This is a genomic window from Bacillus cereus group sp. MG4 (assembly GCF_040460055.1).
GTDB lineage: Bacteria > Bacillota > Bacilli > Bacillales > Bacillaceae_G > Bacillus_A > Bacillus_A wiedmannii.
On record NZ_JARVGZ010000002.1, the window covers coordinates 79969 to 103438 of the forward strand.

A 23470-nucleotide genomic window follows, 5' to 3' on the forward strand; every position below is an offset into this window, starting at 1 on the left:
CAATGTAACGATTGGACCTCTTGCACTGGAGAAAGGATAGCCATTATCACTATTCTTTTTATACATTAATAATCAATGGATCGAAAGATATAAAACATGATACACACGAAAAACTCCCTCATTCATGATACAAATGAGGGAGTAAAAGGTAGTACAGTATCGGTTATACTGAGTGTAGCATAACTAGGGTGTGTCTAAAAACTATTTCTATGATAGGATTACCTCAAATCATTTAGAGAGGGGTATTTTCTATGACGCCACGCCGCTACGAACTTACAAATGAACAATGGGAACAAATCAAAGACTTTTTCCCACCGTATTTTACTGGTCGTCCGCCTAAAAGGAGTAATCGTGAAATGTTCAATGCTATTTTATGGATAGCTAGGAGCGGCGCTCCCTGGCGTGATTTGCCGGACCATTACGGATTATGGAAAACCGTGTATGCTCGCTTCTGCAAATGGCGTGATGAAGGTGTCTTACTGACTATTTTTCAAGAATTAAATGCTGAACCGGATCTTGAAAACCTCAGCATAGATTCAACCAGTATCAAAGCGCATCAACATAGTGCTGGTGCAAAAAAAAGGCTGTAAATCATGAGTGTCATCAGCATATTGGCATGAGTCGCGGTGGAAAAACTACCAAAATCCATGCAATTGTTGATGGTTTAGGCAACCCCATTTTATTTCATTTGACTGGCGGAAATATTTTTGATAGCACTCCTGTTTGCGAGCTTTTGGATGAAATACCGATTAAGGGCAGCAATATTCTTGGTGACAAGGCCTATGGTTCTCATACGATTCGTAACTATATTACCGATCATGAAGCAACCTATACCATTCCACCCAGGTCAAATGCGAAAGCTCCTTGGAATGTGGATTGGTATTTATATAAAGAACGCCATTTAGTGGAGTGTTTTTTCAATAAAATCAAGCATTTCCGTAGAATCGCAACACGTTATGATAAGCTGGCATCTTCTTTTTTAGCCTTTGTGTATATCGCTGCCATTTTTCGATTAACACAATGAACAACAGTTTTTAGACACACCCTAGATTCATTACCACTATATTTTTTTGAATTTTCTATCCACCGATAAAGATTCGTTCTTTTGGTTTAGATGATCCAGTAGGTCCAGCAGGAACAACTGCCCCTTTGAAAAAGTGCACCATACATCTTAACGGTCTAACATATGGCGTATTTCCGACATATCCATATTCGTAAACTTTGCAATATCTTCTATATCCATGCCATTTTTATGCATACCCTGAATCAGTTGAATTTTCCCTTTTTCCATACCTTTTTCCATACCTTCTTCTATACCAACCTCACGAGCATGTGCTAATTTCGCTTGTTCATCAAATAATACTTTTTCTCGTGCTTCATATGCGAGACGGAACGAACTACTCTGACTCATATTTTCCCATTTGTGGATTGCCTTTTGTAACATCGGGTCTTGTTTCATGGCGATGTCCTCCAACGTGTGGGTTAAATGTTCATCTTCATGCGCTGGTAATAAGAGTAACCAACGAGCGAATTCATTTTCCCACGGATTAATTTTTTCTTCTCTCCATTGTTGTAACAATTTAGGAATCTCAATGAAATGGATTTCTAAATCATCGAGTAACACTTCCTTCTGCTGCCTGCTCCAAAACTGTCCGACTGTATGCATATCATCATAATGAGGAAAGAGCTTAAAGTCTAATAGATTGATGGCAATGGTTTTTCGCAAAGAGCGGTAAGGCATACCTTGCTCTAATTGAGATGTATATAATTTACTCCAATAGTACAAGGAACGTTTCAGAATCTCTTGTGTATTTCGCAACTGAATTTCAATATTGACTTTTGTTTCATCTTGGAGTGTCGCTAATATATCTAGTATGGATAATTTATCTTCTTCATATTCTTTATGCAAATGTGGGTCTTCAATTTTTAGAGATACAATCGGTGTAGATAAGGATTCATGTAAAATCGCATTTAAGAAAGAAATCAATAATTCCTCTTGTCCTTGTACACCAAATAATTGCTTGAAAGCAAAATCGACTCGCAAATTCACTAAAGGCTGATTCATAAAGTGAGTCACCTTTCATATTTCATATTTCATATTCTATATGATTTTTTGTTAATCCCTTTTGTCGGGGGATGGGCAAAGAACCTATATGTCTATTGTATCGGAGAAAGGAGGGAAGACGCAACCCTTGTTAGCTTTGGTTGAGTTTTTTTTGTTTTTATAAACAATACGGTACGTAAAATTATAATATGTTCCCTAAACATGCACATATTCTTTATTTCCTGTACCCTTTCTACCCGGATATTCCCTCCGTTCTCTTTAAACATCCTTATCAGTTGTTACTCGACGCGTTCGTCTTATTACATCGAAATGCATTCATTGTGTCGTTTCCTTTTGTTAGAAAGGAACCTGAGTATATATTTTTTATAATCTCCACAAATAAACTGGATGTTTTTACTATTTTTTAATAAAAAGAATAAGCTGATGGAATACATGGATTAACGATGAATTGTCAAATGAGGAAAATAATAATACACCGCTCGGTGTTTCAACTCTTCATACGTGTATAATTTTTGTTTATCAAATAATTTCAGATGTTTCTATCTATAGTATGGTAACAGCTCTTCTCCAATATTCCGTATACGATACCGACGCGTTTGTCTGATGATAGGTGGCTGAGTAGTTACAAATATTTCATGCATCATGCTCCTCGAATCATTTTTCTTACATTTTAATTTCACTTGGAAAATTTTTCAACAGAATCGAAAATTAAATAAAGCATAGTCATTCACCATGGTTGGCTGGTGAATGACTATGCTCCTAGTTACTTTATAAATAATTGAAAGTTGTATTTTAGTTTTCTTTATTTTTTTTATTACGTCTTGCTAATACTAGTGCAAAGAAAGCACCAGCAAGTAATACAAATCCAATCAGCGGAAGTTTTGAAACAGAACCACCAGTTTGTGCAATTTCATGTTTTGGTTGTTCTGGCTTCACTTTAAACTTAACTGTTTGACTTTCATCGTTAATGTCAGCGTGAACTGCTACCATGTTGCCCTCATATAATAAGTCTTCAAATACTACTACTTCTTTTCCTTGTAGTTCAGAAGCATCAAATGTGAAGTCTAGTGTAATGGAACCGTCTTTCTTCTCCGTAGTAAACTTAGCTTCGGCTGTTACTTCTTTACCCCCAACTAATAGAGGTTTATTTGTAGCTTTATCCATTAACTTACCTTTGACAGTGTATTCTTTCCCTACAATTAGATCCGTATACTCCACTTTATCTTGAATCGTTACAAGCTTACTTGCATCTAGCCCTTTAGAACCATCCGCTTTGTTTGTCGCTGTTGTTTTTACGGCTGGGTCCACAAATTTCACTGTTTGACCTTTATCTTCCATGTCAGCATGAACTGCTACCATGTAGCCCTCATATAATAGGTCTTCAAATACTACTACTTCTTTTCCTTGTAGTTCAGAAGCATCCAATGTGAAGTCTAGTGTAATAGAACCATCTTTCTTCTCCGCAGTAAACGTAGCTTCGGCTGTTATTTCTTTGTCATCAACTGTTAATGGTTTGTTTGTAGCTTTATCCATTAACTTACCTTTTACAGTGTATTCTTTCCCTACAATTAGATCCGTGTATTCCACTTTGTCTTGGATCGTTACCGTTTGATTTGTGTGCATTTCTTTTATACCGTCTGCTTTGTTTGTCGCTGTTGTTTTTACTGTTGGGTTCACAAATTGAATTGTTTGATCTTTGTCTTCGATGTCAGCATGCGTCGCTACTACACTATCAGCGTATACTACGTCTTCAAATACTACTACTTCTTTTCCTTGTAGTTCAGAAGCATCCAATGTGAAGTCTAGTGTAATCGAACCGTCTTTCTTCTCCGCAGTAAACGTAGCTTCCGCTGTTATTTCTTTACCCCCAACTACTAGAGGTTTATTTGTAGCTTTATCCATTAACTTACCTTTTACAGTGTATTCTCTCCCTACAATTAGATCCGTGTATTCCACTTTATCTTGGATCGTTACAGTTTGATTTGTGTGCATTTCTTTTATACCGTCTGCTTTGTTTGTCGCTGTTGTTTTTACTGTTGGGTTCACAAATTGAACTGTTTGACCCTTGTCTTCGATATCAGCATGCGTCGCTACTACACTATCAGCGTATACTACGTCTTCAAATACTACTACTTCTTTTCCTTGTAGTTCAGAAGCATCCAATGTGAAGTCTAGTGTAATCGAACCGTCTTTCTTCTCCGCAGTAAACGTAGCTTCCGCTGTTATTTCTTTACCCCCAACTACTAGAGGTTTATTTGTAGCTTTATCCATTAACTTACCTTTTACAGTGTATTCTCTCCCTACAATTAGATCCGTGTATTCCACTTTATCTTGGATCGTTACAGTTTGATTTGTGTGCATTTCTTTTATACCGTCTGCTTTGTTTGTCGCTGTTGTTTTTACTGTTGGGTTCACAAATTGAACTGTTTGACCCTTGTCTTCGATATCAGCATGCGCCGCTACTACACTATCAGCGTATACTACGTCTTCAAACACTACTACTTCTTTCTCTTCTAAACCAGTCGCATCAAATGTGAAGTCTAACGGAATAAAACCGTTTGCTTCTGTTGGTACAAGTTTCGATTCCGCTGTTACTTCTTTCCCATCTACAAGTAATGGCTGGTTCGTAGCTTTATCCATGAGTTTCCCTTTTACCGTGTACTCTTTCCCTACAACTAAGTTTTCGTATGTCACATTGTCTTGGATTGTGACAGATGTAGTTGTGTGTAATTCTTTAGAACCATCCGCCTTGTCTGTCGCTGTTGTTTGTACGGCTGGGTTCACAAATTTCACTGTTTGGCCTTTATCTTCGATGTCAGCATGTGTGGCAACATTTGAATCGCCATACCATACATCCTCAAACACGACTACTTCTTTCTCTTCTAAACCAGTTGCATCAAATGTGAATTCTAACAGAATAGAACCGTTTGCTTCTGTTGGTACAAGTTTCTCTTCCTTTACTACTTCTTTCCCATCTACAAGTAATGGCTGGTTCGTAGCTTTATCCATTAATTTTCCTTTTACCGTGTACTCTTTTCCTACAACCAAGTTTTCGTATGTCACATTGTCTTGGATTGTGACAGATGTAGTCGTGTGTAATTCTTTTGTACCATCCGCCTTGTCTGTCGCTGTTGTTTGTACGGCTGGGTTCACAAATTTCACTGTTTGGCCTTTATCTTCGATGTCAGCATGTGTGGCAACATTTGAATCGCCATACCATACATCCTCAAACACGACTACTTCTTTCTCTTCTAAACCAGTTGCATCAAATGTGAATTCTAACAGAATAGAACCGTTTGCTTCTGTTGGTACAAGTTTCTCTTCCTTTACTACTTCTTTCCCATCTACAAGTAATGGCTGGTTCGTAGCTTTATCCATTAATTTTCCTTTTACCGTGTACTCTTTTCCTACAACCAAGTTTTCGTATGTCACATTGTCTTGGATTGTGACAGATGTAGTCGTGTGTAATTCTTTTGTACCATCCGCCTTGTCTGTCGCTGTTGTTTGTACGGCTGGTTTCACAAATTTCACTGTTTGACCTTTATCTTCGATGTCAGCATGTGTGGCAATATTTGAATCGCCATACCATACATCCTCAAACGCTACTACTTCTTTTTCTTCTAAACCAGTCGCATCAAATGTGAAGTCTAACGGAATAGAACCGTTTGCTTCTGTTGGTACAAGTTTCGCTTCCGCTGTTACTTCTTTCCCATCTACAAGTAATGGCTGGTTCGTAGTTTTATCCATTAGTTTCCCTTTTACCGTGTACTCTTTCCCTACAACTAAGTTTTCGTATGTCACATTGTCTTGGATTGTGACAGATGTAGTCGTGTGTAATTCTTTTGTACCATCCGCCTTGTCTGTCGCTGTTGTTTGTACGGCTGGTTTCACAAATTTCACTGTTTGACCTTTATCTTCGATGTCAGCATGTGTGGCAACATTTAAATCGCCATACCATACATCCTCAAACGCTACTACCTCTTTCTCTTCTAGACCAGTTGCATCAAATGTGAAGTCTAACGGAATAAAACCGTTTGCTTCTGTTGGTACAAGTTTCGCTTCCGCTGTTACTTCTTTCCCATCTACAAGTAATGGCTGGTTAGTAGCTTTATCCATTAACTTACCTTTTACCGTGTACTCTTTACCTACAACTAAGTTTTCGTATTTCACATTATCTTGGATTGTGACAGATGTAGTTGTGTGTAATTCTTTTGTACCATCCGCCTTGTCTGTCGCTGTTGTTTGTACAGCTGGTTTCACAAATTTAATTGTTTGACTTTCATCGTTAATGTCAGCATGTGTTGTAACTGTTTTTCCTGCTTTAATTAAATCTTCAAATACTACTACTTCTTTCTCTTCTAAACCAGTCGCATCAAACGTAAAGTCTAATGTGATAGAGCCAGTTGGTCTTTCAGGTGTAAGTTTCGCTTCCGCTATTACTTCTTTTCCACCTACAACTAGTGGTTTATTCGTTTCTTTATCCATTAACTTACCTTTAACTAGGTACTCTTTACCTACTAATAGGTCTTTGTACTCTACTTTGTCTTGGATCGTTACAGTTTTATTTGCGTGCATTTCTTTTGTACCGTCATACTTATCAGTTGCTGTTGTTTTAATAGAAGGAAGCTTTTCATCTTCCACTGTTTGCTGGATGATTTTCCTATTTTTTGATAATTCAAAAGTAAATTCAGTCTCGTTGATCAAGTAACCTTCCGGAGCAATCGTTTCGCGGTATTTGTACCTACCAAACGGAAGATTTTCAAATGTGGCAATTCCTTTTTCATCAGTTTTCCCTGTTGCAACTTTTTGACCTTGCTCGTTGTAAATCGTAAATTCTGCGTTTGGAAGCTTAGTATTTCCGTCCGCGGCATCCACTTTCGTAATTTCCATAGAACCTCGATTGGGTTTGTTTTCTACTGTAATCTCTATAGCTTCGCCTTTATTTTCGGAAATTTCAATCTCATTTGGTTCTGTATTTAGTTCATATCCTTCAGGTGCTTTTGTTTCCGTTAGTAAGTATTTTCTGTATTTCAAACCCTTAACTAATACACTCCCATATTTATCCGTAGTTATATTTTCTTGTACAACTTTTTTAGTATCTTTTTCAACTAGCTTAAATTCAGCCCCTCCTAAGTATTTCATAGAGTCATCTGCATCTCTTTTTAAAATTTTTAATGATCCAAGTTCCCCGCTCCCAGTTCCACCTGCACTAAATTTGGCTTCATAAACTTTAGATTCTTCTTTAAAGAATTCCGTTCCTTCCAGTTGAGCTCTATTATGATATTTTTTAGCTTTAAAGCCATCTAATATTTTAGTTTGATAGGTTACCTGAACCCCCTCTTCATTTAAATTACCAAGGCTAATGCTAAATGCCTGCTCACCTTTGCTATCCCTGTCTTTTATTTGAATACCCGGCTCTACCTTCTTCTCATCTATTATCCAACCCTGAGAACCCCATTTTCCCCTGATCACACTTACAGAGTCCTTAATTAATTCGTGGTTTTCCCCGACAAAGTCAGTGAATACCGCATTATTAATCGATGTCATTTTTCCATTCATTTTGATAGTCCAGTTGATAATCTGTTCATCCCTAGGATCTGCCTTTCCATCGCTCTTTTGTATATCCCAATCCCATGGAGCTACATGAGGGGGGGCTGGCTCTCCTGGTGGTCCAGGTGGCCCAGGAGGCGGCGGCGGTGCGAATCGAACAGGGATAGCGATAGTGTTCTGTGCGAAAACAACATTTACTGGCTCTCCTGCCTTTACTATTTTCTCATTCCACTTTAACGTTAACTTTAACTCACCCTGTACATTAGATTTTTGTACTTCTTCTGTGAAAGTTAAGGTGACTGTATTATTGTCTGAATTCGTTATCGCGTTAGCCTGAACAGCACCAGTAGGTGTACGCACATCAAACTGAATACCCGTCGGTACTTTTAATTCCTTAGGAACTTGTATAATCATTTTATCGTTCTTTTTGACATCCTTACCATTCGGAAGCTTCCATTTAAACTTTGCCGTGATACTTTCATGAATAGAAAATTCCTTTTTCTCTTTTCCATCCTTATCCAAAAGTTCCACTTTTGTAATATATTCCATACCATATGTTTTTTCTTCATCTTCAGCTTTAATCACGTTCAGAGGGAACGCATTGCTAAACATGATTAATACCATGAGTACTTTTAGAAAATTTTTCATTACACATCTCCTTTTAAATTGAATATTAATTTAAACAGATATTTTAACATTATTATTTATTTTTATATTGGAAACATATTAGCATCCTCCTTCCTTGAAGTTAATAGTTTAAAAGATGGTGGCATAGTATAAAACCAGAAAAAATTACCAAAAAACAAAATTAATGAAAAAATATTTCATCGGTTGTAAGTATACAGGCATCTGCTGACGCTTACATTTTCATCATTCTTAAAAAGTACTTTTAAAAAGTACTTTTTTGTTCTTGTGCAAAGTTTGGCTCTGGTGCAAATAAACGAAGATACTTGCAAGTAAGCTCTAAACCTTGAATATACCGATAGTATTACTCTATAAAAGGTGTGTGATCAGTATGGAAAGGAAAAATCTATTCAAGTGGAAACATGATCAGCCAGATATCATTTTATTAACTGTACGTTGGTACCTGCGGTACAACCTCAGCTTTCGCGATTTGTTGGGAATGATGGAAGAAAGAGGATTATCCTTAGCCCATACAACCATTATGCGTTGGGTTCATCAATATGGGCTGGAGTTGGATAAGCGTATCCGACAGCAAACAAACGATTCATGGAGGGTTAACGAAACGTGTATAGAAGTAAAAGGACAGTGGATGTATTTATATCGCGTCGTTGATTCTGAAGGAAACACGGTTGATTTTTATCTGAGTAAAACGAGAAATCATAAGGCTGCAAAGCGTTTCTTCAAGAAAGCTCTGCAGTCTCTTCATGCTTCTAAACCTCGTGTGATTACAGTTGACAAAAATCCAGCTTATCCAATCGCTATTGAAAAACTGAAGAATGAAAAAAAGATGCCTGCAGGCATCCAAACGAGACAACTCAAATATTTAAATAACATTGTGGAACAAGATCATCGTTTTATTAAAAGACGGATACACTCTATGTTGGGATTCAAATCATTCCAAACGGCTGTGTCTATCTTAAGTGGTGTAGAAGCGATGCATATGATTAAAAAAGAACAAATTGCTTTGTGGGATCTTATATTATCCCCTTAAGGCCTAGTCACAGGGTTACTGATCTAGTCCGTCAGATAAATACCAATAAGTGTAAATGATATAATTATAATAATTTTCAGTTTTTCGTTGGTGGTTCTCTTTAATTAAAATTATAATAGTAGTAAACTACGCAAATTAGAAGGAGAACCTATGAAGAAGAATTGGAATGAAGACGAGCTTTTAACAGACTTTTTATTAATGCCAAATGAACTACATGTATCTATGGTGAATAAAACAGAGGCAAATCGTTTAGGATTTGCTTTGTTATTAAAATACTTCCAACAGGAAGCTAGATTTCCTAGTACAAAACAAGATGTTCCCAAAGTAATTATTGAATATATAGCTAAGCAATTAGATATTTCACCTGAGCGTTTTAAAGAATATCGCTGGGGTGGAAAAGAAAAGACTTATACTCGACATCGAAAAAATATAAGGGATTTCTTTGGTTTTCAAGAACTTACACGTACAGACAATGAACGCTTTGAACAATGGCTAGTAGAACAAGTTCCCTTTACCCATGATACGGATTACTTAACAAACCAAGCATACAGTCTTTTTCGCAAATGGAAAGTGGAACCCCCTTCTATCGGGAGTTTAAAGCGAATGATTGATTCTGCTATCGATACTTTTGAAAAGAATTTGTATCAGGACACCTATCAACAATTATCTTCTAAGACATGTGCTCGTTTAGATGCTTTATTAGAATCACATGATAATGTAATCTTAAATGAAGAAGAAAGTGATATTTTAGCTTTTCGACAACTACTATCTTCTCCCCGCAAACCCGGTGTCAATACGATGGAAATGGAAGTCAAAAAATTATTGGCTATTAGACATCTTCAAATTCCAAATGAACTATTTCACAATTTGACTCCAAAATTAATAAAGAAATATCGACTTCGTGCAGCCACTGAGACAGTAACAGAATTACGCGCACATCCAATATCTATTCGCTACACCTTACTTGCTATCTTATTTTATCATCGCCAATCTGAAATCATCGATTATCTAGCTGACTTGTTAGATGAAATCACGCTTAAGTTTGGGAATAAAGCGAAAAATACAACTCGTAATGAAACAGTGGCAGAATTAGAAAAAGTGCAAGGAAAAAATAAACACATTCTTAATTTGTTAAAAGCAACTGTTGATCACCCAAATGGAATCATTCAGGATACATTATATCCAATTGTAAACTCTTCCACCATTCGAGATATTATCAAAGATATGTCGAGAAACAGTCGAGAGTATAAAGAAAAAATTGTAACTACTCAGCTTAGTTAAGAAAAAAGGCATATCAAATACATGTTTTCCATTCGAAAACATGAAAAAGAAAATACTCCAATAAGAGAAAGAATCTAGATCAAATAGAGAATTTCTCTTATGAAGTTGTGCGATTCCAAGGAACCGTTGTTTTGTGCAAGCAGAAAGTACAGAGAAATGCAGAGAAAAGTGCAGAGGCTTGCAGCTACCTTTTTAAATCTCGATTTTAGTATTTCCAGAAGATAAGGCATTTCGCAAACGATAACTTTCGCCTGTAAATGCAATGATATGAGCATGATGGACCAAACGGTCCACCAATGCAGAAGTAAGCCGGTTATCACCAAATATACGATTCCATTGACCAAATTCTAAGTTTGAAGTAACTATGACACTTTTTTGTTCGTAACAGTCAGCAATAATATGGAATAGGAGCTCCGCTCCTTGCTTTTGAAAGGGTACATAACCTAGTTCATCTAAAATTAATAAATCACAGGCTTCAATTTGCTTCTTGATACGGGTTAAATTCCCTTGTTTTAAAGCCTCTTCTAATAGGCCTACTAAATCTGCTACACGGAAAAACTTCACTTGATATCCCTGTTCACAAGCCTTCAAACCTAATGCTGTAGCTAAATGCGTTTTCCCAGTTCCAGGAGATCCAAGTAACAAAAGATTTTGTTTCCCTTCAAAAAATCGCAATTCACAAATGTGTTCTTGACTCGTTGTAGATGGCAGATGAATTTGTTCGCTCCATTCATAATTCTTGAGCCATTTTAACTCTCGAAATTTCGCTTTTTTGATTAAGTTTGCTACTTTTTTCGTTTGACGAGATTCAATCTCTATATTGAAAATATCCCGTAGAAATTGTTCTTTGGTTTCAAAAGATATTTCATCATAATGATCCATGATATAACTTAAATACAATGATTTACAGGCGTCTTGCAGATTTCGTTGTATCATAATGAGAATGAACCCCTTTCTAAAGTTGGACAAAGCTTTCGATCATATTGCTGAAGATCTGTTTCGTAATCTATTAAAACAGATGGCGTATGGTTTTCTTTCCATTTTTGTGGATACGTCACTTGTTTGGTTTGCAATATGATATCGAGTTCGTGAGGGGCTTTTTTCAACCATTCTTCATTCTCTAACAGTAGGTGTAGCTGCTGTAATGAGTATTTTTGAATTAAATATTTTAACCCTGTTAAACAAGCTTTTCTTTCATCCTTATGAAAGAGCAGATAATCTTGAACCCGCTGAGGTAAATATTTAAAGAATCTCGAATAACGAACAACACGTGGTTTCCTTCCCCAATCTTCAAAAATTTCTTCCCATGGAATCGGTCTATTCGTGTGCATATACGGTCTGTATTCTGTGAAAATGTTCTCACCTTCCGATGTATAACACGTAAATTGATCCCATTCCTTTTTAATAATAATTACTTGTTTTACATTCGTTTTACGTAAAACAAAACGTTCTTGATCCACTGTGATTTCTCCATATTTATTTACCGTTGTTGTGTCCATTGAGAAGACCGTTAGGTCTTCCAAAGGTAATGGCTTCAACGCAGCCTTATCATCCTTCCAAAGGTCTTCAATCATGACTTCCTTCTCATAATGTAGACGTTTTTGATCTTCCATTGCTTGTACTTCTAACCACTGTGCGAGTTGGGAAAAACTCTCCATAATCGGAGCGGTCGTAAACCAATTGTTTCGTGTATAACTGACTTTCCGTTCAACGTTCCCCTTTTCGTGTCCACTATAAGGATTACAAGGTTGCACTTCAAAGTTATAATACATTTGAAATTGCAAAAATGCATCCGTATAAGTTCGATTATCGCCTTTTCCTACTGTGACTACAGCGGCAGATAAGTTATCAATTCGAAGATGTGTTGGTACACCACCAGCTTGATGAAATAATTGTTTTAAGCCTTCTAAAAAGCATTCCGTATTTTCAGATGGTAATGGATATACAAATGCTGCATTACTGTAAGGAAAGCTCAGTAAAAGTGCTTTAATGTCTTTGTATGCACCGTTTTTTACAACTGTCATATTCCCAAAATCTACTTGGGGTATGGCAACCAAAAGCGAAATATGGGGCCATATGCAAATATATTCCAATTTATAAAGGGCATGTGAAGAAGTTTTTATTCGCCACATACCCTTTTTGTTAATTAGCTACTTGGTAAATTGGCATATCAAACTGTAAATCCGGTGGCTGTCTATTTGGATCAATTCCATATTTGCCAAACCGATTCACATGAGCTGTGATATATGGACTTAGTTCGCTTAATACTTCTTCGTCCAATTCATTTCCGTCTTGCCGATAAGCATGTAACACTTGTGTTAATGCAAATACATTGTAGAAGATTAAACAATTGGCTATTAAATGATTAAACTTAATCACTTTTCTTTGGTTTTCTCTATTATTTTCAGTAATGACTCCTTCTCCGCCAAAAAATAGCCATTTGGTAAACCCATTAAATGATTCACTCTTATTTGTAGCCGTTTGAATGGTACGTCTCAATTGTTCATCAGCTATGTACTTTAATAAAAACATGGTACGAATCACACGTCCTAATTCACGAAACGCTTGATATAATTTGTTTTTCTTACTATAGGTTCCTAACTTATTTAAGATAGTTGAAGGGGTAATTTTTCCTACTTCAATTGACATGGCTACTCGTAGCATATCTTTATAATGGATTTCAATTAAATCCCAATCAATTTCATCGGTAAAAATATCGTCAATATGCTTAAATCGACTTTCTTTATCTGGACGGAACATTTTTAAATCTTTCCAATTTCGAATTCGTGGCATTAACTCGATTCCCATTAAGGTAGATAATCCAAAAATGGTAGCACTTTGTCCTTGTGTATCAGAATGAATGACTTCTGGTTGAATCTCAGAATTGTTATTCATTAAGACATCTAGTATATAAAGTCCTTCCCATACACCACACGGTATAAAATGACTAAATAATGCAATGTAATTATCAGAAACATGATAATAGCCAATTCCCCCATATCCTCCATAACGGATATGCCTCTCAGATAACAAGTTTTGTTCATATAAGGCCCATATTGTTCCATCAGCAGATGCGCTTTTCCCGTCTCCCCAATACTTAGGTAGGCCGAATTTGTTATAGGAATTAATAATGAATTGGATTGCTTGATCTAGATTTTCTGTCGTAATGTGTCTTTGATTTACCCATGAAATTTGCCTTCGGTCCATATTTCCTAATGATCTTGCAGTTTGAACAGGCCCTAGATTACAACCATAGCAAAACACAGTAGTTAAATAGCGTTCAATCGGATCTTCTAATCGAGCCTCATGTTTTGAAATGGGTTTAAAAAATCGAGTCCAGTTTAACCAATGTTCTGTATCACCTAGCATATCTAAAACATTGATGGGAACTAGATTTTGAGCAATATATTTTTCTAAACTTTTTAATTTAGGAGAAGGTTTTCTTTTCTTTGACTTTCCAATAACAATTTCACCATTCTCAATACGCACTTGTTTATTGTATGGAAAAGAAGCATCTGTTTTCTTTGCTATTTTCATAAACCTTTTCCGTAATTGTTTTACATATTCTTTACCTGTAGAGGGGAGATTGTTTTTATGACAAAAATCCAATAATTTTTGTTCATATTCATTCCAAGTGATAAGTTGTTGTCGATAATCAGCGTATTTTTCACTTCCCTCAATGTAAATATCTCCAGATTTTAAACCCCACATAATTTGGGTAAATACACAAGCTTCAAAGTGACGGCGATTCACTTCTTCTGGATAACACCCAGATTTTCGATTTGGAGCTATCCATCTCCACCATGCATCAGGAATCCACGATAAATCGAGTAGAGGTTTTATTTCCTTTTTCCAGTATCCCTTTTTTTCAATACTTACGATAGAAAGAGACTCTTTTCGGGAATTTTGATGAGTTTTTAAAAACGCAATCGCATCTTCTAATCCTTGATCTTGGTTTGTAGAGCGTAGGGAAACCGTGTTTAAAATTTTAAACAACGTAGAACGACTACTTTTATAATAATCCCAGACAAAGACAAAGTAGTTATCACCACTATAAGCAAGATGTGATTCGCAATCATGTAATATCTCCTCATGTCGGTTTCCTACTACTTGTTCAATCGCTTCCATTTTATCTTGAGATTCATTTCCTGAACGATAAGCAAGAATGACATCATGAAGAGTTGTAATTAACAAATCGGTCCGTTTTTGGTTCTTCATTTGATAGTGTTGTAACTGATCACGACTTTTATTACGGGCGGACATCATTCTCTTAACCATCATTTCTCCAATATTATCTAAAACATGGGCGAGTTGAGATTGGATAAAAGAGAGAGCAAGTGCATATCGTTTTTTAGGTTCCATTTTTTTCATTCGTGCTGCATCGAGCGTTTTGGCTTCCGAGGCCATTTGTCGTACTTTAACAGAAGGAATACTCTTCAGTATAGTAGTATTTACTTTTTGATCCATTAACCATTCCATTTGTGCTACTAATTCCCTGAAATGCTTTATAGTAGGACTTTTGGCATCTTGCTTGAGATGATGCCAGGGAGTATACACCGTACCATCATTCGTTTGAAAGAGAGAATCAATCTTATTTTTATCGTTTTCATGTATCGATTGATATATTTGTTCATACACCACATGGTACGATTGAGATCGCAACCTCTTAGCTGTCTCATTTAAAGTAGAAAAAGTAGGTAATTCAAAACGCTGACGAATTAATTCATCTATTGCAGCATTAATGAAATCGGCTGAGTCGTCTTTTGTTGATGATACTTGATTCATTGTATCAGTCATAATTTTTCTAGCTTGGTCATTGAAGAAATGAATGTTTTTATATTCTCTAATCAAGGCATGGTGACGTTTTTGAGTACCTGAGTTATGATATTTCTGTAAATCATTTCGTGATACAAGAGTAAGATTCATTTTTTGAGCAATATGTATGACAATGTCTTCAGGTATTTCTGTTACAGGAAGAAAATATCCTAATCGTTGAAATGTTTTTAGTAAAACGAATAATCCTAATTTAGCTACATCTCCTTTTACATGTGGCTTCATCCAATGAATTTCTTCAATTGTAGGAGAATATAGCTCTTGTAATTCTTTTTGGGATGGATTACTTTTCAGTCGAGGATAAGCTGTATCTTCAATACTAGGCATAAAAAAACTCCTTATATGAATTTAACTACTAATACAATCTTTTATTAGTCCATGTTTCGATAAAGGGTCATTCTAGATACACCGGCTTTTTCGGCAGCCTCTGTGATACTTGTTCCTTGTTCTATTAAATAAAATGCATAACTTAATTTTTCTTTGTCTACAGATGGTCTACCAGGATATTTGCCTCTTTTTTTTGCTGCCAGAATCCCTTCTTTTGTTCGCTCTGAAGTTAAATCTCGTTCAAATTGAGAAATACCAGCAAAAACAGTAAACAGCATTTTTCCATGTGCAGTTGTTGTATCAAGCCAGGACTCTTTTAAGCTTTTTAAATTCGCTTCTTTTCGAGAAATGATCTCGGCAATCTCAATTAAATCCTTTGTAGAACGTGAAAGTCGAGTCAGGTCTGTTACTACTACTGTATCTCCATTACGCAGAAACTCTAACATTCTATTTAGCTCCAGACGATCTCGTTTGGTTCCTGTTACTTTTTCAAAAAACATACGCTCGCACCCAGCGTCTATTAGTTGCTGTTCCTGGCGGTCTAAATTTTGATCAATGGTAGATACCCGCATATATCCAAACTTCATATAATTCCTCCTTTTCTGTTATATTGTATCAAAAACGATATGAAATAGGTATTGTTACAAAATAATTTTGTTACATATTTTTGTGACAGCGAGATTGCTAGTTCACTTGACTTCAGTTCTTGATCCCCACCCCTGTCACAAAAATGGTCGTTTTTGTGACAACGGGAATTTTCATTATCGGGTTTTCTTTAGAAAAAATAAAAAAGAATCCACTATATTTGTAGATTCTTTTGAACTACCAATCAAGAGTTTAATTGGAATATATTTGCATATGGCCCCATATTTCGCTTTTGGTTGTCATACCCCCTGTTGTTTTAGCATTTCCAATTCTAATATTCTTTTCTTCATACATAAAAAGTCTTGTGGTATATCTTCTTGCAGGCCTACCTCTCGTAGTAAACGATAAAAATGATTTCTATGTTTTAACGTAGAACTTCTTTGGCGCATGGCATGTTCAATTTTTTGCAATACCTGCTTACACGAAATACGGTCCATTTCAAAACCCATCTTCTCCCACTTAAAAAATACAGGGGAACCTTGAAAATATACCATCAATATCTCCACAAATGAATCTGTCACAATCGATGTATCTTCTGTCACACATGCATATTTCGTGTCTTCTAAATAGTAGCGCAATACTTTACATAAATCAGAACGAAAACTCCCCTGAAACGAAGGGGTTAGCTCTACATATACCATCTTACATACAACCCTTTCTATTCTGTCAACATAGCTAAGCACTTAAAAATTATAGTAACACTGCTTTTTGGGGACATTGGCTGCAGTTTTCACCTGTTAGGATAAACGATTCGTTATCCACCCAAAGGATTCAAATGTATTCGTATAGATTTCTATCCCCTTAGATGATATACACTAAAAATATATGCTCTACCTGGATATATTCAAGTAGAGCATAACATATACTTTGGACGAAACCGTTAGTTAGATTACATGAATTTTGATACAATCATGGTGCCAAAGGTAATAAAAGCCGCTTGTATCAAAAAGATTACAACAACTGGAATAGAAGATTTTACTGTACTTAATCCGGCTACTGTTCGTAATCCCATCCAAATTAAACATAAATACCATAAATAAAATACCTCAAATGCGCTAGCCATTCCATGGAGTAGTGTACCTTGTTGGAATAATGGGGATAAGTTCGTATATCCTGTTATATTTCCACCAAACATACGTGTTAAAATTGCATTGAATAGATCACCAATAATCAGTACAATACTTGCATACACTATAATAGCAAGTACCATCTTATAAGACGTATCATTTCCAAAAAACATGAGAAAGACTTTATAGATCATTGCTACTAATAAAGTTCCGATAAGCGCCCCGAAAAAACTAGTTCCCATCGCCTTACCTATCATCAATCCCATAGATTCTTGCACATCACCCAGTTGTTTCTGTATTTCTATCATTTCCGCAGTATTTTGAGCGGCATAAGAAGAAATCCCTTTTACAATTGCTTGAAAAAAAACAACTAAAAAGAAAGCACCCCATACTTTTTGTGTGACCTTCAGTTTCGAAAATTGCACACTCGGCGAAAGAAGCATGCCCCCTAATGATGGTCTTTCTTTCCATTTCCCTTTTACTACGTTTGTTTCCATGTTTTACACCCCTCATATTTTATATCCTGTATGGTTGAATAGCATTTCTATCATACAAGTTAATTACTCATAACGTAACGCTTCAATCGGATCTAATTTCGCAGCTTTATTCGCTGGAATTAATCCGAAAATAATCCCCAGTGTCATGGAGAATAGTACGCCGCCAACGACAACTTCCCATGAAACAAGCGGTGGCCACTTCGCAAATGTGGAAACGATATATGCCCCGCCATACCCAAGACCAATTCCGACTAAACCACCTAGAAGCGTTAACATAACTGCTTCAATTAAAAACTGTAATAAAATTTTACTACGCGTCGCTCCAAGTGCTTTACGTACTCCAATTTCGCGCGTACGTTCTGTTACAGATACGAGCATAATGTTCATAACACCAATACCACCAACGACTAATGAAATACCAGCGATACCACCGATGATCATTGTCATAATACCGGTCATCTTCGAAATACCTTCTTGAATTTCTTTTAAATTCATAACTTCATATTTACCAGTTGCATCAGTCGGTTTACGACTATTTAAAACATCTGCAGCTTTTTTACCTGCTTTTTCTAGATTATCTACATTTTTTGCTTGAACAGAAATATTTTGAATTTCATCTTTTCCATACAGTGTCGGCCATAATGAAATGGGAACTAGTGCTTCTGATGGTCCCATTCCCATAAACTCATTATCTGATTTGTAGACACCAATAATTTGCATCGGTTGACCTTTCATTTCAATAATTTTACCGACTGGATTGGTATCCTTAAACACCTTTTCTTCCATTTGTTTACTAATCATGACAACGTTATTACCTTGATCCACATCTGATTCTTGTAAAGAACGTCCCTTTAACAACTTTACTTTATTTACTGCAAAGTACTCACTATCTAATCCCGTAATACTCACCATTTCTTTTTTATCTTCAATATCAAGTGGTTCCATGGTTGAATTTGTTGTTACCACATGTGCGATTTCTGGAATTTTTTTAATTTCAAAAATGTCTTCTTCAGTTATCTTCGGTGCTTCTACCATTCCCATACCGAAAGGATCGTTTATATCTGCACTATAATGAATCGGAACTGTTTGATTACCTGCCCCAACAAACTGCGATTTCAATGCCGCTTCCCCGCCTTGCCCGATTGCAACGACCGTAATAATCGAACCTACCCCGATAATAATACCGAGCATCGTAAGAGCTGAACGTAATTTATGAGCTAAAATAGAAGATAGGGCAATTTTTATACTATCTAGTAAACTCATACCGCACACCTTCTATCTTCTGTAACTTTCCCGTCTCGCAGTACAATGCGGCGGGAAGAATACGCTGCTACTTCCTCTTCATGCGTAACCATAACAATTGTTGTACCTTCTGCATTAAGCTTCGTGAAAATATCCATAACTTGCTCACCAGACTTCGTATCAAGTGCACCAGTCGGTTCATCGGCCATAATGAACGTTGGGTTATTCGCAATCGCTCTTGCAATCGCTACACGCTGCTTCTGTCCACCGGATAACTCATTTGGTAAATGATGCACGCGGTCTGCTAATCCAACTTTACCTAACGCCTCCAAAGCACGCTTGTGACGCTCCGCTTTCTTCACGCCACCGTATACGAGCGGAAGCTCAACATTTTCCACTGCGGAAAGACGAGGCAGTAAATTAAAATGCTGGAATACAAAGCCAATATATTCATTACGAATTAAAGCAAGCTTTGACTCGTCTGCTGTTAAGATATTCACGTCATTCAGCATATATTCGCCTTCTGTTGGACGATCTAAGCAACCAATAATATTCATAAGCGTCGACTTACCAGAACCAGACGGTCCCATAATCGAAACGAACTCACCACTCTGAATCGTTAAACTAATACCATGCAAAATCGGCACCGCCAATTTTCCTTGATAATACGTTTTAGCAATATTATTTAACGTAATCATTTCTCTTTCACTTCCATTCCGTCATACACATCGTCGGAAGGATTTTTAACCACCTTTTGCCCCACTGTTACGTCTTCTACAACCTCTGTCCAGTCTCCATCAGTAGAACCTTTTTTCACATTTTGTTTACGAAGCTTCCCTTTATCCTCAACATAAACAAATGCATCATCGCCTTTTTCTACAATGCTTTTACTTGGAACAGCAATCATCGTCTTATTCTCTAAGTTTACTTGCAGGGAAACATGATAACCTGGAGATAAACCATCTTGACTATCAAGGCTAGCTTTATATGTATATTGGGACATATTTTGAGTTGCTTCACCCATGCCGCCAGCTTGCGCCATCTCTGCACTTGTTGGGAACTCACTTACCTCTGTAATCTTACCTGTCCACTTCTTCTTATTATTTGCTTTCGCCGTTACAGTGAACGTTTGATCCTTTTGAATTTGTGACTTCTGAAGCTCAGTTAACGTACCTTGAACTTGGAATGGATCTTTAGAAGCTACTTGTAAAAACGATTTTCCTTGACCACCTAACGCTTGAGATGAACTTTGTGCCGCATCTTTATCTAACTTTTGAACAACACCAGCGAAATTACTATAGATCGTAAGCTCTTTCTGCTTCTTACTTAACTCTTCTTTCTGCAACTTTCCTTTTTCTTTCTCAAGGTCAGTTGTCTTTTGAGCTATCTCTAATTCGTTTACTTGCTCGTCCATCGGATCTGTTACTTCTTTCCCAGCTCCGCTATCTTTTGCCTTCTTAATTTCTTTCTTGAGTGAATCAATCTTCTTTTTCCCTTGATCATAACGCATATCCGCCATCTTCTGATCAAGCTCAGCTTGCTTCATTTGAAGGTTAATCTCTTCATTGTCATAAGAGAATAACTTCGTACCTTTTTCTACCTCTTGCCCTTCTTTTACCTCAATATCTTTCACTTTTCCTTTGGCCGGATCTGCATAGAAGCTTTCAATATTACCAGGCTTCACCTGACCAGAAATTAACTTTGTATTATTCAGCTTACGCTCTGTCACTTTCTCAAAACTTACAGCATCAGCATTTGTTGATGCACCTTTCTTCTTACCTTGCATAACAAAAATATTAATTGCTGCTACAATAACAATTAGTGCAATAACCCCGATAATAATCCACTTTTTCTTCCGTTTTGAATGGGGAATGATAGTTGATTGCATACGATGTCTCCTTTTGATGTAATGATATGTGTTAAATGTATTAACAATTTAATATAGCACAACTTTAATATGAAGATAGCATGCAATATTGCATGTTTTATGAATTTTGCATATAAATACACTATACATGTAATTTTTATTGACTTCATTACTCAAGTAAGGGATTTTTATATGTTTTGTGTTTTAAAAATTCATAAGAATTTTTTTGTGCATTTTATGGACAAAAAAAGATATTGAGATATTTAAATTTATATATTAGGATTACATTTGGAAGGAGGCGATATTATGACATACTCAGTTAAAGGAAGAGCAGTCAGCTTTGGTGCTTTACTTGCAGTAGGTGGTGCTTTATTGGCTTCATATGCATTCTTATTAGGAATTTTACCTGAAATGAATTTAGTAAAAGAATTCAATTTATCTACTGTAGCGGCTGCACAAGTCTTTGCATGGCTTGACTATATCTCTTGGGGTGTTTCTCTTGTTGCTTTAATTGGTTCTCTTGGAACAGGTGGAGCATCTCTAGTTGCTGCAGCTGGAGCACAAGGTATTAGAAAATACCTTACGGATTTAGCTAAAGAAAAAGGGAAAAAAGCTGCAATTGCTTATTAATTTTTTAAAATGAAGAAAGAGACTGGATACTACTATTCAGTCTCTTTCTTACATTAAATATAAAAAATAATGGAGGTCGTTTTGAATATATTAAAACTTCTAGCAATAGATTTTAAATTGAAATTTACAACTCAATATTCGGCAATATTAAATAGATTTGCTTTTACCAAACGTATATCTAATAGAAGTTTAATTCTTTGTAGTATGTTACTTAAAATAGCCATAGGTATTTTTATGTTTTATATTTCAACTATTGTATTTAACGAGAAATATATATGGAATATTCTATATACAAATGTTGGCTTTCTCATAATTTCTTGCTTTATAAAATCAATTGCTTCCTATAAAGAAACAGCACTGTTGAAGTCTGACATATACATCTACAGCCTTTTTTCTATGGAGAAAATCTACAATTTAAACATGCTTTCTTCTTTATTATGGGCATTGTTTGGAAATATTAGTAGTCTATCTCTCTTGTTGCTATTGAACATGTATTTAAAAGGATTTATATATACAATTATTTCACTTACAAATTGTATATTGTTACTAATATTCATATTCACTTTATTTAATAAAATTTCCGCTTCCTATTTCATTAGTAAAATTCAAAGGCCAATAGGAGCCATTCGCTTTTTATTTTATGCTGTATTTTCATGCCTCTTTTTTTTCTTAGGTTACAAATTAGTTGATATTTTAAAAACACCATTTTATGTAGTACGTGAGCGTATTATTACATCTAAGATTTTAACGGATGAAGATTATGCAGAAAAAGTTACACAAGAGTTTTTTCATTCCATTATGCATCCCTTGCAAGATAGCATAAATAAAATATTATTTGTATCAAAGGCAATTTGTGATTCTATCATTTTCTCACCGTATATGAGCTTCGTTTTATTGCTATGTATAGCACTTGTGTTATCTATAAAAAGTAAACCTTTACTAAATAGGTTTATAGTTTCACTAACAAATAAAAAAGATTTACTGTATTATTTCTCAAAACTATATTCATCATTTAATAGGAGAATATTTAAAGATGATATTTTGGGATTTGAAATTACATTATTGGAAAGAGAAAGGTTTTTAATTTCACCAAAATTCTTTCAAATGATTTTTTTTACATATGAATCTTTATTTTATATGGGACTTTTTGTGAACTTATTTCAATCTTCACATGATAATGTCTTAGAATATTTACTATTTATGGCGTTAGTATTGTTAATTATGTTTAATCATTGTTTTGAATTAAGAACAGAGTACCCTCAATTATTTTTATTAGGTGCAATAAAAGAAAAAATTATACTATTTCGTTTTTCTGGAACAGGTATATATCCATTATATAGAAGTAAAATTTTACTCATGTATACTTTAATGAGTATTCCTACCATATGTTTGTTGATGGTTACTATATATATGATGTTTATACATATTACATATATCTTCGGGATAATCATAATATGTATTACATTCATATTAGTGCCTATCGTTCAAATGTGGGCCACTACCTTTCTAATTAAAACAGACTATATTACTTATATGGATGTGGGCGCCACAGAAGAAGAGGAACTTATTAATAAAATGCAAGCCCTACCACGAAAGATATTAGTTCTACCATTATTATATTTTTTATATTTCTTGTTATTTATGCAGATTCCAGTACAAGTGATGTTTTATATTTTTTCTACCTATGTAATCTTTTATATTTTAATAAGCGGAGCATTTATATTTGTTTCAAAAAACTATGCTGTCAATAACATTAAAAAATTTGACTCTACATGGTTAAGGTTGTGAAAA

The 23470-nt window shown here is 35.6% G+C and carries 14 protein-coding genes and 4 pseudogenes; 5 read left to right on the forward strand and 13 right to left on the reverse strand.

Annotated elements, in window-relative coordinates; all coding sequences use genetic code 11:
• Positions 1-251 precede the first annotated feature (251 nt).
• Positions 252-1024, forward strand: a protein-coding gene (locus QCI41_RS29060) for an IS5 family transposase (protein WP_483299041.1) whose coding sequence is annotated in 2 segments (ribosomal slippage) — positions 252-582 and positions 582-1024 — 774 coding nt in all. Because the reading frame shifts where the segments join, the coding sequence is not laid out codon by codon here.
• Positions 1025-1171: 147 nt separating this feature from the next.
• On the opposite strand, the gene QCI41_RS29065 is transcribed toward QCI41_RS29060, so the two are convergent.
• The 4 genes and pseudogenes from QCI41_RS29065 to QCI41_RS30790 all read right to left on the reverse strand — a co-directional run.
• Positions 1172-2065, reverse strand: coding sequence for an Rpn family recombination-promoting nuclease/putative transposase (locus tag QCI41_RS29065; RefSeq protein WP_353838972.1), 894 nt, complete (start codon positions 2063-2065; stop codon positions 1172-1174).
• A 792-nt stretch (positions 2066-2857) separates the two neighbouring features.
• Positions 2858-3424, reverse strand: a complete 567-nt coding sequence (locus QCI41_RS30785) for a VaFE repeat-containing surface-anchored protein (protein WP_483299555.1) — start codon at positions 3422-3424, stop codon at positions 2858-2860.
• A gap of 12 nt (positions 3425-3436) precedes the next feature.
• A pseudogene (locus QCI41_RS29070) lies at positions 3437-6706 on the reverse strand (VaFE repeat-containing surface-anchored protein); the annotation flags it as partial.
• Positions 6704-8263, reverse strand: a pseudogene (locus tag QCI41_RS30790) (SpaA isopeptide-forming pilin-related protein); the annotation flags it as partial. The pseudogenes QCI41_RS29070 and QCI41_RS30790, both read right to left, overlap by 3 nt.
• A 367-nt stretch (positions 8264-8630) precedes the next feature.
• Here QCI41_RS30790 and QCI41_RS29080 point away from each other — a divergent pair.
• Together QCI41_RS29080 and QCI41_RS29085 are read left to right on the forward strand one after the other, a co-directional pair.
• Entirely contained in the window at positions 8631-9290 is a 660-nt protein-coding gene (locus QCI41_RS29080) for an IS6 family transposase (RefSeq protein ID WP_353838971.1), read from the forward strand.
• 150 nt (positions 9291-9440) lie between these two features.
• A pseudogene (locus QCI41_RS29085) lies at positions 9441-10550 on the forward strand (DUF4158 domain-containing protein); the annotation flags it as partial.
• Between the two features lie 213 nt (positions 10551-10763).
• Here QCI41_RS29085 and istB read toward each other — a convergent pair.
• The 9 genes and pseudogenes from istB to QCI41_RS29130 all read right to left on the reverse strand — a co-directional run bounded on the left by istB (position 10764) and on the right by QCI41_RS29130 (position 21070).
• Positions 10764-11507: an IS21-like element helper ATPase IstB gene (istB, locus tag QCI41_RS29090; protein ID WP_326267841.1), complete on the reverse strand. Its 744-nt coding sequence runs from the start codon at positions 11505-11507 to the stop codon at positions 10764-10766.
• Positions 11504-12613 (reverse strand): annotated as a pseudogene (locus QCI41_RS29095) (transposase); the annotation flags it as partial. The pseudogene QCI41_RS29095 and the gene istB, both read right to left, overlap by 4 nt.
• A 100-nt stretch (positions 12614-12713) precedes the next feature.
• Positions 12714-15731, reverse strand: a complete 3018-nt coding sequence (locus tag QCI41_RS29100; RefSeq protein ID WP_353838033.1) for a Tn3 family transposase — start codon at positions 15729-15731, stop codon at positions 12714-12716.
• 44 nt (positions 15732-15775) lie between these two features.
• Complete coding sequence (locus QCI41_RS29105; RefSeq protein WP_353838034.1) at positions 15776-16318, reverse strand: recombinase family protein; 543 nt, start codon at positions 16316-16318, stop codon at positions 15776-15778.
• Positions 16319-16615: 297 nt separating this feature from the next.
• Positions 16616-17017, reverse strand: coding sequence for a hypothetical protein (locus QCI41_RS29110; RefSeq protein WP_353838968.1), 402 nt, complete (start codon positions 17015-17017; stop codon positions 16616-16618).
• Between the two features lie 248 nt (positions 17018-17265).
• A complete protein-coding gene (yknW, locus tag QCI41_RS29115) occupies positions 17266-17940 on the reverse strand; it encodes a YknW family membrane protein (RefSeq protein ID WP_277546930.1) in 675 nt (224 codons plus the stop codon).
• 63 nt (positions 17941-18003) lie between these two features.
• Positions 18004-19203 carry an ABC transporter permease gene (locus QCI41_RS29120; RefSeq protein ID WP_353838967.1) on the reverse strand — a complete coding sequence of 400 codons (1200 nt, stop codon included), beginning with the start codon at positions 19201-19203 and terminating at the stop codon, positions 18004-18006.
• Positions 19200-19880, reverse strand: a complete 681-nt coding sequence (locus tag QCI41_RS29125; RefSeq protein WP_000631622.1) for an ABC transporter ATP-binding protein — start codon at positions 19878-19880, stop codon at positions 19200-19202. The genes QCI41_RS29120 and QCI41_RS29125 overlap by 4 nt, the downstream gene beginning before the upstream one ends.
• Positions 19877-21070 (reverse strand): efflux RND transporter periplasmic adaptor subunit, encoded by a 1194-nt coding sequence (locus tag QCI41_RS29130; protein WP_353838966.1) that lies wholly within the window; start codon positions 21068-21070, stop codon positions 19877-19879. The genes QCI41_RS29125 and QCI41_RS29130 overlap by 4 nt, the downstream gene beginning before the upstream one ends.
• A gap of 285 nt (positions 21071-21355) precedes the next feature.
• On the opposite strand from QCI41_RS29130, the gene QCI41_RS29135 reads away from it, so the two are divergent.
• Together QCI41_RS29135 and QCI41_RS29140 are read left to right on the forward strand one after the other, a co-directional pair.
• Positions 21356-21679, forward strand: a complete 324-nt coding sequence (locus tag QCI41_RS29135) for a circular bacteriocin, circularin A/uberolysin family (protein WP_016106960.1) — start codon at positions 21356-21358, stop codon at positions 21677-21679.
• An 81-nt stretch (positions 21680-21760) separates the two neighbouring features.
• Complete coding sequence (locus QCI41_RS29140) at positions 21761-23467, forward strand: hypothetical protein (RefSeq protein WP_353838965.1); 1707 nt, start codon at positions 21761-21763, stop codon at positions 23465-23467.
• Positions 23468-23470 lie beyond the last annotated feature (3 nt).